This window comes from Dactylosporangium sp. NPDC000555, assembly GCF_040300025.1.
Taxonomy (GTDB): Bacteria; Actinomycetota; Actinomycetes; order Mycobacteriales; family Micromonosporaceae; genus Dactylosporangium.
Map to the genome: position 1 here is coordinate 54,493 of NZ_JBEPDB010000013.1, position 13,945 is coordinate 68,437.

Here is a 13,945-nt window from a genome sequence, read left to right on the forward strand (position 1 = left end):
GTGTACCAGGCCCTGGTACACGAGCGCTCCGTGATCATGGCGAGGTCCGAACAGCCGGGGTGAAGGACACGTCCAGTCCGTCCGGGCCGAGCTCGACGGTGATCGTCGCTTCCTCGGTGACGTCGCTGGCAAGCAGGGCGCGGGCGATGCGCGTCTCCAGCTCCCGCTGCAGGAAGCGGCGCAGCGGGCGGGCGCCGAACACCGGGTCGAAGCCCGCCTCGGCGATGAACCGCCGCGCGCCCTCGGTGATCCGCAGCGTGATGCGGCGCTCCTCGAGGCGCGCGCGAAGGTCCTCGATGAGCAGGTCCACGATCCGCTCGATCTCGGGCAGGGTGAGCGGCCGGAACAGGACCGTCTCGTCGATGCGGTTGAGAAACTCCGGCCGGAAGTACCCGCGCAGCGTGTTCATGACGCCGGTGCGGGCCTCCTCGGTGAGCCGGCCGTCGGGCGTCACGCCCTCGAGCAGCAGCTGCGAGCCCAGGTTGCTGGTCATGATGACGACCGTGTTGCGGAAGTCGACGGTGCGGCCCTGCGCGTCGGTGAGCCTGCCGTCGTCGAGCAGCTGCAGCAGGATGTTGAAGACGTCCGGGTGGGCCTTCTCGATCTCGTCGAGCAGGATCACGGAGTACGGCTTGCGGCGCACCGCCTCGGTGAGCTGCCCGCCCTCCTCGTAGCCGACGTACCCGGGCGGCGCCCCGACCAGGCGGGAGACCGTGTGCCGCTCCTGATACTCGCTCATGTCGAGCCGGATCATGTTGTCTTCGGTGTCGAAGAGCGCGGCCGCGAGGGTCTTGGCGAGCTCGGTCTTGCCCACGCCGGTCGGGCCCAGGAAGAGGAACGAGCCGATCGGGCGGCGTGGGTCCTTGATACCGGACCGGGCGCGGACGACGGCGTCGGCGACGACCTGCACCGCCTCGTCCTGGCCGACGACGCGCTCGTGCAGGATGTCGGCCAGGCGCAGCAGCTTGTCCCGCTCCGCCTCCAGCAGGCGGTTCGTCGGGATGCCGGTCCAGCGGGCGACGATCCCGGCGATCTCGTCCGGCGTGACCACCTCGCGCAGGAGCCGATGCCCGCCCTGCTTGTCGGTGAGCCGCTCCTCCTCGGCCCCCAGCCGCCGTTCGAGCTCGGGCAGCCGGCCGAGGCGCAGCTGCGCGGCGCGGTCCAGGTCGTACTGGCGCTCGGCGAGGTCGGCCTCCCGGCGTACCCGCTCGATCTCCTCGCGCAGCTCCTGCACCTTGCGGATGGCCTGGCGCTCGGCGTTCCACTGGGCGCGCATGGCGTCGACCTCGCCCCGCAGGTCGGCGATCTCGCGGTGGATCTGGTCGAGGCGGGCGACACTGGCCGGGTCGGTCTCCTTGGACAGCGCCGCCTCCTCCATCTCGAGGCGCATGAGGCGGCGGGCGGCCTTGTCGAGCTCGGCCGGCTGCGAGTCGATCTCGGTGCGCAGCATCGCGCAGGCCTCGTCCACAAGGTCGATGGCCTTGTCCGGCAGGAAGCGGTCGGCGATGTACCGATGGGAGAGCCGAACGGCCGCCACGAGCGCCGCGTCGAGGATGCGGACCCCGTGGTACACCTCGAGGCGCTCCCGCAGCCCGCGCAGGATGGTGATCGCGTCCTCCGGGCTGGGCTCGGACACCAGGATCGGCTGGACGCGCCGCTCGAACGCCGCGTCCTTCTCGATGTGCTTGCGGTACTCCTCCAGCGTCGTCGCGCCGATCATGCGCAGCTCGCCGCGGGCCAGCATCGGCTTGAGCAGGTTTCCGGCGTCCATCGCGCCCTCGGCGGCGCCCGCGCCGACGACGGTGTGCAGCTCGTCGACGAACAGCAGGATGCGGCCCTGCGCGGCGGTCACCTCGGAGAGCACGGCCTTGAGCCGCTCCTCGAACTCGCCGCGGTACTTCGCGCCCGCGATCAGCGACCCCATGTCGAGGGCGAAGATCGTCTTGTCGCGCAGCCCCTCGGGCACGTCGTGGTTGACGATGCGCTGCGCCAGCCCCTCGACGATCGCGGTCTTGCCCACGCCGGGGTCGCCGACGAGCACCGGGTTGTTCTTCGTCTTGCGCGACACGATCTGCACCACGCGGCGGATCTCCTCGTCGCGGCCGATGACCGGCTCCAGCCGGCCCAGGCGGGCGTCGGCGACGAGGTCCCGCCCGTACTTCGACAGCGCCTCGTACGCCGCCTCGGGATTGGCCGAGGAGACCCGCTGCGCGCCGCGCACCGAGGTGAGCTCGTTCAGCAGCCGCTCACGGTTGACGCCCACGTTGTGCAGCCGCCGTCCCGCCGCGGTGGACGAGCCCTCGTCGACGAGCGCCAGGAGCAGGTGCTCGACCGAGACGTACTCGTCCTTGAGCCGGGCCGCCTCCCGCTCCGCCGCGTCGAGGAGCCGGGCCATCCGCTGCGTGATCGACACCTGCCCGGGCTGGGCGCCGGGGCCGGTGACGCTCGGGCGCCGGTTCAGGTCGGCCCGCACCTGCGCGCGCAGGTCGGCCACGTCGACGCCGCAGCCGTTCAGCAGCCGCACCGTGACGCCCTCGGGCTGGTCGAGCAGGGCGAGCAGCAGGTGCTCGCCGTCGACCTCGGCGTGGCCCGCGCGGGTCGCCAGGTGCTGCGCCTCCATCAGCGCCTGCTGAGACCTCTCGGTGAGCCGGTTCAGGTCCACGACCGCCTCCTCAGTTCGCCCTCGAGCTCGTCGATGCGGGCGAGCAGGTCCAGCACCACGCCGACCGCGGCGTAGTTGAGCGGAAGGGCCGCCCGCAGCCGGCGGATCCGGGCGAGCCGGGCCAGCTGGGAGCCGGGGAACGCGGGCTCGCCGCGCAGGCCGGCGACCGGCTCCAGCAGGCCAAGCGCGACGAGGCGCGTGACCAGCTGGGGGTGGACGCCACCGGCGGCGGCGAACGCGTCCAGGGACAACGCGTCCAGGGACACGGACGGGCGATGGACGATCGCATAAGTCATCGGGTACTCCGGGGGTCGTACTTGGAGACCCTCGCCAGCTCCTCGAACAGCCGTCGTTCCTCGGCCGTCGGCGCCGGCGGGACCATGATCCTGATTTCGGCATAGAGGTCGCCGGGGTTGCCGCGCGGGTTCGGCAGCCCCTGGCCGCGCAGGCGCAGCCGCCGCCCGGAGGACGAGCCGGCCGGCACGTCCAGCCGCACCTCCCCGCCCGCCGGGGTGCGCAGCGGCACCTTCGCCCCGAGCGCCGCCTCCCACGGCGTGACCGGGAGCCGCGCCGTGACGTCCCGGCCGGAGACGGTGTACCGCGGGTCGGGCGCCAGGTGCACGATGAGGTACAGGTCGCCGGGCGGACCCCCGCCGAGGCCACCGGATCCCTGCCCGGCGAGCCGGATCCGCTGCCCCTCGGTCACCCCCTGCGGGATCGCCACCTCGTAGCGGTGCCCGCCGGGCAGGGTGACCGTGCGCCGGCCGCCGCGGTAGACGTCCTCCAGGCCGATGGTGAGCTCGGCCTCGGTGTCCGCGCCGGGCACGGCCCCGCCGTGGAAGCGCTCGCCGAACATGCCGCCGAGGAGGTCCTCGAGGTCGATGTTCTGGAACCCGGCCTCGAACCCGCCGCCGGGCGAACGGCGCCGGCCCGCCCCGGCCCCGGAGCCCGCCCCGGCGTACCGCCGCGACTCGAAGTCGTCGGGGACCTGGCGCCACTGGTCGCCGAACCGGTCGTACTTCGCGCGGCTCTTCGGGTCGGAGAGCACGTGGTACGCCTCGGTGATCCGCTTGAACCGCTCCTCGGCGCCCGGCTCCTTGCTGACGTCGGGGTGGCTGCGGCGGGCCAGCGTGCGGTACGCCCGCTGGATCTCCTCGACCGTCGCGGTCCTCGGCACGCCGAGCACCTGGTAGTAGTCATCCGCCATGGTCGGGCCGCTCCGAGCCGGGGGTCGGGCCGGGGGGCCTGGCCACCGCGACGATCGCCGGGCGCAGCAGGCCGCCGGGCCCGCCGTAGCCGGGGCGTACCACCCGCACCACCGTGCCGGGCGGCACCCGCGGGTCCTCGACCGCCTCGGCCGCCTCGTGCCGCGCGGGGTCGAACGGTTCGCCCTCGGCGCCGATCGGCTCGAACCCCAGCCGCGCCAGCGCGGACTGCGCGTCCTGCCGCACATGGGCCACGCCCTGCACGATGGACTGCGGGTCGGCCTCGGCGTGGCGCAGCGCCAGGTCCAGGTGGTCGAGCACGGGCAGCCAGGCGGTGGTGACCCGCAGCCGCTCGGCCGCGGTGCGCTCCGCGATGAGCCGATCGCAGCGCTTGCGGGCGTTGTCGGCGTCGGCGGCGGCGCGTTGCCACCGATCCCGCAGCTCCTCGAGCTCGGCCGCGGCCTCCGCCCGCTCGGGGCCGCCTGCCTCGGGAGGTTCGGTGGGCCCGGTCGGCTCGGCGGCCTCGACGGGTTCGCCGGTCATCGCTCACCCGCCGGTGAAGTCGGCGTCGACGACGTCCTCGTCGGACGCGGCCCCGGCCGGCCGCTGCGCCTCTTGCCGCGGTTGCTGCGCGGCGCCGGCGAGGCTGTAGGTGACCTGCCGCAGGTCCGCGGTCAGGCCCTGCATCCGCTGCTGGTCGGCGTCCGGATCCTTGACCGCCTCGTGCGCCTGCTGCACCAGCATCTCGGCGCGGGCGCGCTCGTGCTCGGGCACCTGGTCGCCGCGCTCGTCGAGCATCCGCTGCACCTGGTACGCGGCGCCGTCGAGCTCGTTGCGCGTCTCGATCACCCGGCGCGTCCGCTCGTCCTCGGTGCGGTGCTGCTCGGCCTCGCGCACCATGCGCTCGACCTCGCTCTTGTCCAGCGTGCCGCTCTCGGTGATGGTGATCTTCTGCTCGCCGCCGGTGTCCTTGTCCCTCGCCGAGACGTTGAGGATGCCGTTGGCGTCGATGTCGTAGGTGACCTCGATCTGCGGGCCGCCGCGCGGGGCGGGCCGGATGTTCTCCAGCCGTACCCGGCCGAGCACCCGGTTGTCGGCGGCGCGCTCGCGCTCGCCCTGCAGTACGACCACCTCGACCGCGGGCTGGTTGTCCTCCGCGGTCGTGAACGTCTCCGTGCGCCGCGTCGGGATGGTCGTGTTGCGGTCGATGACCTTCGTCATGAGCCCGCCGAGCGTCTCCACGCCCAGCGACAGCGGCGTGACATCGAGCAGCACGACGTCGCGCACCTCGCCCTTGAGCACGCCGGCCTGGATCGCGGCACCGAGCGCGACGACCTCGTCCGGGTTGACGCTCATGTTCGGGTCCTTGCCGCCGGTGAGGCGCCGCACGAGCGCCTGCACGGCAGGCATGCGGGTCGCGCCGCCGACGAGGATGACCTCGTCGAGGTCGCCCTCGCTGACCTTCGCGTCGCTCATCGCCTGCCGCACCGGGCCCATGGTCCGCTCCAGCAGGTCGTGCGTCAGGTCCTCGAACACCGCCCGGGTGATCGTCATCGTCAGGTGCTTCGGGCCGTTGGCGTCGGCGGTGATGAACGGCAGGTTCACCTGCGTCTGCGGTACCGACGACAGCTCGATCTTGGCCCGCTCGGCGGCTTCGATGAGCCGCTGCAGCGCCTGCGGGTCCTTGCGCAGGTCGATGCCCTGCTCCTGCTTGAACTGCTCGGCGATGTGGTCGACCAGCCGGTGGTCGAAGTTGTCGCCGCCCAGGTGGGTGTCGCCGGCGGTCGCGCGTACCTCCACGACGCCGTCGCCGACGTCGAGGATGCTCACGTCGAACGTGCCGCCGCCGAGGTCGAACACCAGCACCGTCTCGTGGCCGGCCTTGTCCAGGCCGTAGGCGAGCGCGGCGGCCGTCGGCTCGTTGATGATGCGCAAGACCTCGAGGCCGGCGATGCGTCCGGCGTCCTTGGTCGCCTGCCGCTGGGCGTCGTTGAAGTACGCGGGCACGGTGATGACGGCCTCGGTGACCCGCTCGCCCAGGTACTTCGCGGCGTCGTCGGCGAGCTTGCGCAGCACCTGCGCGGAGACCTCCTCCGGCGAGATCAGCTTGCCGCGCACGTCGAACCGGACCGCGCCCTCGGGACCGGAGACGACCTTGTACGTGACCGTCCTGGCCTCCTCGGTCACCTCGTCGAACCGGCGGCCGACGAAGCGCTTCGCCGAGGTGATGGTGCCCTCCGGGTTCAGCGCCGCCTGACGTTTGGCGAGGTGCCCGACGAGACGCTCGCCGCCGGTGGTGTACGCGACGACGGACGGCGTGGTCCGGCTGCCCTCGGCGTTGGCGATCACCGTGGCCTGACCGCCCTCGAACGCGGCGATCACCGAGTTCGTCGTCCCAAGGTCGATGCCTACTGCCCTGGCCATGGGTCTCAGATCCTTCCGACGCGTGACGTCCTCTGTTCGACCTTCCGCCGCTGTACCGAGCGTCACTTCCTCTGGCCCGGATGAGCCGCCGGTCGCCCGGTGGCCGGATCGTTCGCCACAGCCGAGCCGTTTACCCGCACACCCCGCCGGGTAACCACAAAGGTTCATCGCTGGAGACCCTGCGCGACGCGGTCAGCGCGGGGGAGTTCGACGGCGTGCTGGCGCAGCTGTCGGAGGAGTACCACGAACTGCTGGGACCCGTGGCGAGCCGGTAGGGCCTGGTCCGGCGGCTGCTCAGTCCAGGTCGGCGATCTCGCGGCCCAGCGGCCAGAAGGCGGCCGGGACCAGCTTGAAGTGCGCGATGCCGAACGGGATGCCGATGAGGGTCGCGCACAGCCCGATGCCGGCGGTGATGTGCGTCAGGGCGAGCCACCATCCGGCGAGCACCACCCAGAGCACGTTGGCCAGCCCGGTGACGACCCCGGAACCGCCGGACTTGGCGCGCACGGTGCGGCCGAACGGCCACAGCGAATACACGGCCAGCCGCCACGACGCGACCGCGAACGGGATCGTCACGACGAGCACGAAGCAGATGACCGCCGCGAGCGCGTAGCCGAGGAACAGCACCAACCCGCCGCCGAAGATGAGCCAGAGCACGTTGAGGACGAATCGGATCACACTCAGATCATGGCGCATGCGCGCAACCGGGCGGCCCCGATCCCGAGCGTCAGGCCGCGACGGCCCGGCGGACGCGGAAGGCCAGGGCGATCTCGGCGACGCCGAGGACGATCGCGGTGATGCCGCTCAGCAGCACCAGGATCTGCAGGGACAGGCTCGGCCACGCCAGGAACAGCACGCCGACGGCGATCGACACCGCACCGATCCCGAACAGCCAGCCCCGCACGTCGCCGGCGGTGAACGCGCCCAGCAGCACCCCGGCGAATCCGCTCAGCAGCCAGGCCAGGCCGATGAGCACCGACACCGCCACGACGCCGGCCGCGGCGTCCCGCAGGCACACCAGGCCGACGATCACCAGCATGAGGCCGAAGGCACCGTCGACGATCCGGCGCATCGAAACGCCCCGCGCCGTTTCGTCGCGACCGGCCCGTCGACCGGCCCGGAAGGCGCCGAAGACGCGCATCAGGCCGATCACCAGCAGCCAGGCGCCGGCCATCAGGCCGACGAGTCGCAGCGTCACCTGCGGCCAGGCCAGCACCCCCAGGCCGAACAGCAGGGTGATCACGCCGGCACTCAGCAGCGGCCAGAACGGCACCGTCACCGGGCCGCGCACCGCGTGGGTGGAGGCCCTTTCCGGAACGGTGGTCATCCTTCCCACCTCCTTGACGACACGATCAGCGTCGACCCGCCGGTCTCGCAGGTCCATCGCCCGGGTCGGGTGAAAAGATCCAGTGGCGGTACGCGCGTGACATCGGGCGCCGGTGGGTACGGCCGCCCGCCGGGTGGCACGCGTGGCGGGCGGCGCCGCATCGACCGGAGCGGAAGCCGAATAATCCCGGCGTGCGCCTGCTGATCGCCGTGGTGGCCTGCCTGTCCCTGGCCGCGTGTGGTGCCCCGGCGCGGCCCGGCCCGCCGGCGCCGTCCGCCGCGACGGCCTCCTCCGCCGCCGGGTCGCCGTCCCCGACGGAGCCGCCGAGCCCGTCGCCGTCGCCGTCGCCGTCGCCGTCGCCGTCGTTCGCACCGGTACCGGCCGGCTTCGTGGCACTGTCCGATGTCGACGACAGCATCCTGTCCGACATCCGGTACGCCACCCCGCACAACTTCGTCGGCCGGCCGGTCACCGGATACCTCCGGCCGCGCTGCCTGCTCACCCGCCAGGCCGCCGAGGCGCTGCACCGCGTACAGCAAAGGGCCCTTTCGCGCGGGTACAGCCTCAAGGTGTACGACTGCTACCGCCCCCAGCAGGCGGTCGACGACTTCGTCCGCTGGTCCGGCGACGCCGACCAGCGCATGAAGGGCGAGTTCTACCCGCGCGTCGACAAGTCCGCGCTCTTCGACGACGGCTACATCGGCGGGCCGACCGCGCACAGCCGGGGCAGCACGCTCGACCTGACGCTGGTGGCGATGCCGGCTCGCGCGCAGCCGCCGTATCGCGCGGACGAGGAGTTGGTGTCGTGCACCGCCCCGGCGCGGCAGCGGTTCCCGGACAACACGATCGACATGGGCACCGGCTTCGACTGCTTCGACCCGCTGGCCCACACGGCGACGGCGGGCCTGAACCCGGCGGAGCGCGACAACCGGGCCCTGCTGACCGGCCTCATGTCCGCCGGGGGCTTCAGGAACTACCCGAAGGAGTGGTGGCACTACACCCTCAACGGCGAGCCGTTCCCGGACACGTACCACAACTTCCCGGTCGCCTGACGGACCTGTATTCGCCGGCCCTGCGTGAGGCGGCCCGGCTGTCAGTCCTCGTCGATGCGCAGGGCCCCCGACGGGCAGCCGAGGACGGCCTGACGGGCCGCCTCACGCAGGGCCGGCGGGGGTCGCTCGTCGAGCAGGACCACCACGCCGTCCTCGTCGCGCTGGTCGAAGACCTGAGGCAGCAGCAGCGCGCACTGGCCGGAGGCCACGCACACGCCGGTGTCGGCGCTGATCTTCACCGATCCATCTCCGTTCACCACGTCACGGGTACCTCATCCACACCGCCGGTGAGCCGGTTGTGCCGGATCTCGATGTCGTCCGGGTCGACGGCGAGGCGCAGGCCCGGGAAGCGGCGCAGCAGAGCGGGAAACACGGTGCGCAGCTCGGTGCGGGCGAGGTTGGCCCCGACGCAGACGTGGACGCCGTGACCGAAGGCGAGGTGCGCGTTGGGCCGCCGGCCCGGGTCGAACTCGGCCGGGTCGGCGAAGACCGAGGCGTCGCGGTTGGCGGCGTTGCTGGAGATGATCACCGCCTCGCCGCGGGCGATGGTGACGGCGCCGACCTCGACGTCCTCGTGGGCATACCGGAGCAGCCCCAGCCCGCCGGGCGCGGTGACGCGCAGGATCTCCTCCACGGTCGGGCCCACCTCGGCGTCCGGGTCCCCGGCGAACCGGTCGCGCCGGCGCAGGTCGGCGAGCAGCAGCAGGACGCCCAGGTCGATGCGGGTCGAGGTGGTCTCGTGCCCGGCGAAGATGAGCCCGGCGGCGAGGCGGGCCAGCTCGTCCTCGGTGAACGTGGGGTCCTCGGCCTGCGCGGCGACGAGGTCGGAGATGACGTCGGGGCCCGGCGTGCGACGCTTGGCCTCGGCGAGCCCGAGGGTGTACACCTTGAACTCCTCCATCGCCGCCCGCGCGTCCGCGCCGCCGTCGATGAGGCCGATGCGCTCGGACAGCTGCCGGAAGTGGGCGCGGTCGGCGTAGGGCACACCGAGCAGCTCGCAGATGACGAGCACCGGCAGCGGGAAGGCGAGCAGCTCGTGCAGGTTGACCGGCTCGCCCGGACGGGCGTCATGGGCGGCCTGCATGTCGTCGAGGCAGCGGGCGGTGAGCTCCTCGATCCGCCCGGCCAGGCGGCGCATCCGCGGCGCGGAGAACGCCGGCACCAGCAGGCGGCGCATCCGGGCGTGCTCGCGCTCCTCGGTGTCATAGTCGCCGGACGGCCCGTCGAGGACGGCCGCGTGCGAGATCCGGGCCGCCTCCCGTGGCGCCGGGTGGGATCGGCCGAAGCGCCGGTCGCCGAAGATCTGCCTCGCCTCGGCGTAGGCGGTCACCAGCCAGGCGGGGTCGCCGGCGGGCGTGGTGACCCGGGTGAGCGGGGCCTCACGGCGCAGCACGTCATACAACGGCGCGATGTCGAGGACGTTGGGCCGGTCGAAGGGCAGTTGCGGCCGGGCCTGGGCCGTCGCGGTCATGGACGCTCCTCCGCACGGTGCGATCGGGGACGAATGCGATTCGTCGATGTCGATGCAAAGGCTAACACGGCGTCACCGCTTCAAGCCTGCCCGTGACGACGGCGTGCGGCCTCACCCGCCGGACGGTACGTTTGGCGTCGTGACGGGGAGCCATGAACGATCCTGACGGTCCGGCCCACGCCGGCGAGCGGCTGTGGACGCAGCGGGCGCTGGCGCGGTTGCGCGCCGAGGCAGCCGCGGAGACGCCAGTAGCGCTGCGCCGCTACCCGCTTCCGGAGGCGTGGGGTGTCTCGCTGTACCTGCAGGACGAGTCGCAGCGTCCCACCGGAAGCCTCAAGCACCGCTTGGTCCGCCGGCTGATGGAAGACGCGGTCGCCCGCGGCGACATCGGCGAGGGAACGACCGTGGTCGAGGCGACGGCCGGCAACACGGCGGTCGCCACCGCCTACTTCGCGGCCGTGCTGGGCCTGCGGTTCGTCGCCGTCGTGCCGGGCAGGACATCAGCGGTGAAGCGGGAGCGAATCGAGCGCTACGGTGGCCGCTGCCACCCCTTTGACCCACCGGCTGCCATGTACGACGAGGCCGCGAGGCTCGCGGCGGAGCTCGGCGGCCATTACCTCGACCACCTGACTTCCGCGGCGCATGTCGAGGACTGGCGCGGCTTCGACAGTGTCGGCGCAACCCTGACCGCACAGACGATCGCGCGCGAAGGCAGCCCGCCCGCGTGGGCCGTCGTGGGCGCCGGCACCGGGGCGACCAGCGCGACCCTGGGCCGGCACCTGCGCTATCACGGGTATCCCACCCGGCTCGCGGTGGTGGACCCGGAGAACTCCGCCTATTGGCCAAGCTGGGTCACCGACTACCCGGGATACGGAACCGGGATGCCGTCACGGATCGAAGGCATCGGCCGGCCCCGTGTCGAACCGGCGTTCCTGCCCACGGTCGTCGATTTCATGATTCCCGTGCCCGACGCGGCGAGCGTCGCCGCCATGCGTCATCTCGCGACCACCACCGGCTGGTCGGTCGGCCCGTCGACCGGCACCAATCTCTGGGGTGCCCTGCGCCTCGCCCACGGCATGCTCCAGCGCGGTGAAACGGGCAGCATCGCCACCCTGATCTGCGACGGCGCCACCGCCTACCGCGACACCTACTACGACGACGCCTGGACCCGGGAGAAGCAGCTCGACCCGACCCCGTACATCGAGGTGATCGACCGCTTCCTCGCCCACGGTGAGTGGACCGAACCTCGGTGACTGGGACCTCCTGCCGGCCCCGGCGCTAGGCTGGGATGGTGCTGATCAGGACCGGCCCGTTGCGGTTCGACCCGCACAACGGGCACATGTTGTTGCACACCCGCCGCAAGGGTGTCGGCTCGACCGTCGGCCACGACCTGACCATCGAGATGACCGACTGGTCGGTGCGGATCGACATTCCAGAGACCGGACCGGCGGATGCCACCGTGACGGCCCACGTCGAGCTGGGCTCCCTGGTCGTGCGGGAAGGCACCGGCGGTGCGCTACCGCTGTCCGACAAGGACCGGGGCGAGATCGAGAAGAACGCCAGGCGGACGCTGGGCGTCGATCGCCACCCGGCGGCCACCTTCGAGTCCGCCGGCGTCGTCATGGGCGACGACCACGCGACGATCAGCGGAACGCTCACGCTGCACGGGGTCGCCGCCCCCATCGACGTCCACGTTCGCGCGGTGACGCCCGAGCGGTATCGTGCCACCACGGTGGTGACCCAGTCGGCGTTCGGAATCAAGCCGTACTCGGCCTTCCTCGGCGCGCTCAAGGTCCGCGACGACGTCGAGGTGGAGCTCGAGGTCGAGCTTGCTTGACAGGATGTCGAGCGGCGGGTTTCGTAGCGGCATCACTGCGGGAGCTGTTCGCCCTGGTTCTCGGCGACCATGTATGCCGCGTACCACTCCGGCCAGCTCTCGTCGTACGCACCGCCGTTGCGGGCCTCGTGTTCGCCGTGGGCGGCCGCCGCCCGCCTGATCGCGCCGGCCAGGTCGTTCAGCGACGCGTACGTCGTCGTCCCCGGCTCGACCCGCCCGGGGAGCCGCGTGGTGACCTCCTGCAGCAGGAAGCTGTTGCCGTCCGGGTCACGGAAGGTGGCGAACGAGCCGTAGCTGGCGCGGTCGCCCGCCGGCCCGCCGGCTCGCCCGTCGGCGATCTGCCCGAACTGCGCACCCGGCGCCGCCGGATGGAACACCTCGGTCACGTCCGCGCCCAGCTTCACGAGCTCGTCGTGCGCCGCCCGGATGTCGGCGACCACCAGGTAGATTCCCTCGGCGGTACCCGGGGCCTGGTTGGTGATCCGGCTGCCGAACTGGATCGAGGCAGGCGACCCCGGCGGGGTGAACTGGACGACCCGGAAGCCGTTGTCGAAGCCGAAGTCGGCGTCGAGCCGCCAGCCCAGGTCCTGGTAGAACCGCTTCGACCGATCGACATCGCGCACGGGGATCACGACCGCCTCGAGCTTGAAGTCGGCCTTGCCGGTCTCGCTGCTGCTCATGACTCTCACTCCTTGATCTGTCAGCGGGATCGCTGTCAATCACGAGCATGCGCAGCGGCCCAGAGCCGTCACACCAGGGAACGCATCGTCGCTGACCGTGACCACCAGGATCGTGCCCGGCGCACATGCCGATGTGCAACGAACTTCAAGGTGAACAGGAGAGGTAATGGCAACGCAGAGTTCGGGCGGCGCGGGCCGCGCCTGCGAATCTGCGTCGCCCGACCATCATGTTCTCCATGAACACGGAGTAAAAGTGTACAGGGAGCAGCGCGTTCGCTCCGTGATCCTGGAGCCGTTGTTCAGCGGGTCCAGGATTCCGCTGGCAAGCAGGCGGGGCCGGGCTTGCCGTAGACGATGGTTTCCGCGCCGAAACGGCGTCGTCCAGATTTGGTTGGCGTGTCACACACGTCGATGGGTAGTCCGTCCCTGGCCCGGCAGGGCCAGGGCGTTGAAGCTCAATCGGTGAGTTGGGTGGCGGTCTGTGCCAGTTGGGGCAGCATCTGGTCACGCCATCCCGGTCCCATCCGGTTGAAGGCGTCACGTTCGGATTTCTGGTCGAAGTCGAATCCGCTGTGCTCGAAGAACAGGCGGGTGCCTCTGCCTTCCGCAGCCAGACGCCAGGTCAGCGTCCAGGTCTCGTTGAACGTGTAGACGAGCTTCTGTTCGGGGACTACCTCGAGAACTTCGCACGCCACCGCCCCCCAGCCGGGCATCTGGAGGTGGAAGCGGTGGCCGACGGTGGCGGCGATGTCGCCAGGCACCCACCAGCGGGCGTGCAGTTCTGGGGCGGTCAGCGTGCGCCAGACCTTGCTCGGTGGGGCGTCGACGAACTGGTCGATGGCGATGGTGTCGGTGTTGGTTGCGGTCACTGGTCCTCCTCGGTGACATCGGCGAGCGAGCGCAGCCGCTCGCGCCAGAAGCGTTCGAACGGGTGCAGCCAGTCGCCGACCTGGGCGAGTGGCTCCGCGGTCAGGTGATAGTGCCGTTGCCGGCCCCTGGGTTCGTCGTGCACCAGTGCCGCGCGCCGCAGCACCTGCAGGTGCTCGGCGACGGCTGGCCGGCTCAGGTCGAACTGGTGGGCGAGGTCGCCAGCCGTTCGAGGTCCCTCGGCGAGCAGTTGCAGCAGCCTGCGGCGAATCGGGTTCGCCAGGGCGAGGAACACGTCGTCTTCAGGCACCGCTACAAGATATGTCGGAGGTTGCCGACATGTCAACGATTTCCGACGCGACCAACACCCAAAGCCTGCCCGACTGAACCAAGATCCACCGAATCCGCCACCTAACCCTG

General features: G+C 71.7%; 16 protein-coding genes. 4 read left to right on the forward strand and 12 right to left on the reverse strand.

The window, feature by feature from the left end:
* Positions 1–34 precede the first annotated feature (34 nt).
* Genes clpB through dnaK form a run of 5 tightly spaced genes read right to left on the reverse strand, consistent with a single transcriptional unit; the run spans position 35 to position 6,291 of the window.
* Positions 35–2,662 carry an ATP-dependent chaperone ClpB gene (clpB, locus tag ABT297_RS11370; RefSeq protein ID WP_350547629.1) on the reverse strand — a complete coding sequence of 876 codons (2,628 nt, stop codon included), beginning with the start codon at positions 2,660–2,662 and terminating at the stop codon, positions 35–37.
* Positions 2,653–2,958, reverse strand: a complete 306-nt coding sequence (locus tag ABT297_RS11375) for a chaperone modulator CbpM (protein ID WP_350547631.1) — start codon at positions 2,956–2,958, stop codon at positions 2,653–2,655. The genes clpB and ABT297_RS11375 overlap by 10 nt, the downstream gene beginning before the upstream one ends.
* Positions 2,955–3,869, reverse strand: coding sequence for a DnaJ C-terminal domain-containing protein (locus ABT297_RS11380; RefSeq protein ID WP_350547633.1), 915 nt, complete (start codon positions 3,867–3,869; stop codon positions 2,955–2,957). Before ABT297_RS11380 ends, ABT297_RS11375 begins: the two co-directional genes overlap by 4 nt.
* Positions 3,859–4,410: a nucleotide exchange factor GrpE gene (locus tag ABT297_RS11385; RefSeq protein ID WP_350547635.1), complete on the reverse strand. Its 552-nt coding sequence runs from the start codon at positions 4,408–4,410 to the stop codon at positions 3,859–3,861. Before ABT297_RS11385 ends, ABT297_RS11380 begins: the two co-directional genes overlap by 11 nt.
* Positions 4,411–4,413: 3 nt before the next feature.
* Entirely contained in the window at positions 4,414–6,291 is a 1,878-nt protein-coding gene (gene dnaK / locus ABT297_RS11390; RefSeq protein WP_350547637.1) for a molecular chaperone DnaK, read from the reverse strand.
* A gap of 80 nt (positions 6,292–6,371) precedes the next feature.
* On the opposite strand from dnaK, the gene ABT297_RS11395 reads away from it, so the two are divergent.
* Positions 6,372–6,566, forward strand: a complete 195-nt coding sequence (locus tag ABT297_RS11395; protein ID WP_350547639.1) for a DUF2267 domain-containing protein — start codon at positions 6,372–6,374, stop codon at positions 6,564–6,566.
* Positions 6,567–6,585: 19 nt separating this feature from the next.
* On the opposite strand, the gene ABT297_RS11400 is transcribed toward ABT297_RS11395, so the two are convergent.
* Complete coding sequence (locus ABT297_RS11400) at positions 6,586–6,969, reverse strand: YccF domain-containing protein (RefSeq protein ID WP_350547641.1); 384 nt, start codon at positions 6,967–6,969, stop codon at positions 6,586–6,588.
* A gap of 49 nt (positions 6,970–7,018) precedes the next feature.
* Complete coding sequence (locus ABT297_RS11405; RefSeq protein ID WP_350547643.1) at positions 7,019–7,618, reverse strand: HdeD family acid-resistance protein; 600 nt, start codon at positions 7,616–7,618, stop codon at positions 7,019–7,021.
* 191 nt (positions 7,619–7,809) lie between these two features.
* On the opposite strand from ABT297_RS11405, the gene ABT297_RS11410 reads away from it, so the two are divergent.
* On the forward strand, positions 7,810–8,670 hold the full coding sequence (locus ABT297_RS11410; RefSeq protein ID WP_350547645.1) for a M15 family metallopeptidase: 861 nt from the start codon (positions 7,810–7,812) through the stop codon (positions 8,668–8,670).
* Positions 8,671–8,711: 41 nt separating this feature from the next.
* On the opposite strand, the gene ABT297_RS11415 is transcribed toward ABT297_RS11410, so the two are convergent.
* Together ABT297_RS11415 and ABT297_RS11420 are read right to left on the reverse strand one after the other, a co-directional pair.
* Complete coding sequence (locus tag ABT297_RS11415) at positions 8,712–8,909, reverse strand: ferredoxin (RefSeq protein WP_350547647.1); 198 nt, start codon at positions 8,907–8,909, stop codon at positions 8,712–8,714.
* Between the two features lie 14 nt (positions 8,910–8,923).
* Positions 8,924–10,141 carry a cytochrome P450 gene (locus ABT297_RS11420; protein WP_350547649.1) on the reverse strand — a complete coding sequence of 406 codons (1,218 nt, stop codon included), beginning with the start codon at positions 10,139–10,141 and terminating at the stop codon, positions 8,924–8,926.
* Positions 10,142–10,293: 152 nt separating this feature from the next.
* Here ABT297_RS11420 and ABT297_RS11425 point away from each other — a divergent pair, with 152 nt between their 5' ends.
* Both ABT297_RS11425 and ABT297_RS11430 read left to right on the forward strand, forming a co-directional pair.
* Positions 10,294–11,394 (forward strand): PLP-dependent cysteine synthase family protein, encoded by a 1,101-nt coding sequence (locus ABT297_RS11425; protein ID WP_350547651.1) that lies wholly within the window; start codon positions 10,294–10,296, stop codon positions 11,392–11,394.
* Positions 11,395–11,429: 35 nt separating this feature from the next.
* Positions 11,430–11,978: a YceI family protein gene (locus tag ABT297_RS11430; protein WP_350547653.1), complete on the forward strand. Its 549-nt coding sequence runs from the start codon at positions 11,430–11,432 to the stop codon at positions 11,976–11,978.
* A gap of 32 nt (positions 11,979–12,010) precedes the next feature.
* Here the strand turns inward: ABT297_RS11430 and ABT297_RS11435 are convergent, their stop codons facing one another.
* The 3 genes from ABT297_RS11435 to ABT297_RS11445 form a co-directional block, all read right to left on the reverse strand.
* A complete protein-coding gene (locus tag ABT297_RS11435) occupies positions 12,011–12,658 on the reverse strand; it encodes a VOC family protein (RefSeq protein WP_350547655.1) in 648 nt (215 codons plus the stop codon).
* Positions 12,659–13,113: 455 nt separating this feature from the next.
* Positions 13,114–13,527, reverse strand: a complete 414-nt coding sequence (locus tag ABT297_RS11440) for an SRPBCC family protein (RefSeq protein ID WP_350547657.1) — start codon at positions 13,525–13,527, stop codon at positions 13,114–13,116.
* On the reverse strand, positions 13,524–13,835 hold the full coding sequence (locus ABT297_RS11445; protein ID WP_350547659.1) for an ArsR/SmtB family transcription factor: 312 nt from the start codon (positions 13,833–13,835) through the stop codon (positions 13,524–13,526). The genes ABT297_RS11440 and ABT297_RS11445 overlap by 4 nt, the downstream gene beginning before the upstream one ends.
* Positions 13,836–13,945: the final 110 nt, after the last annotated feature.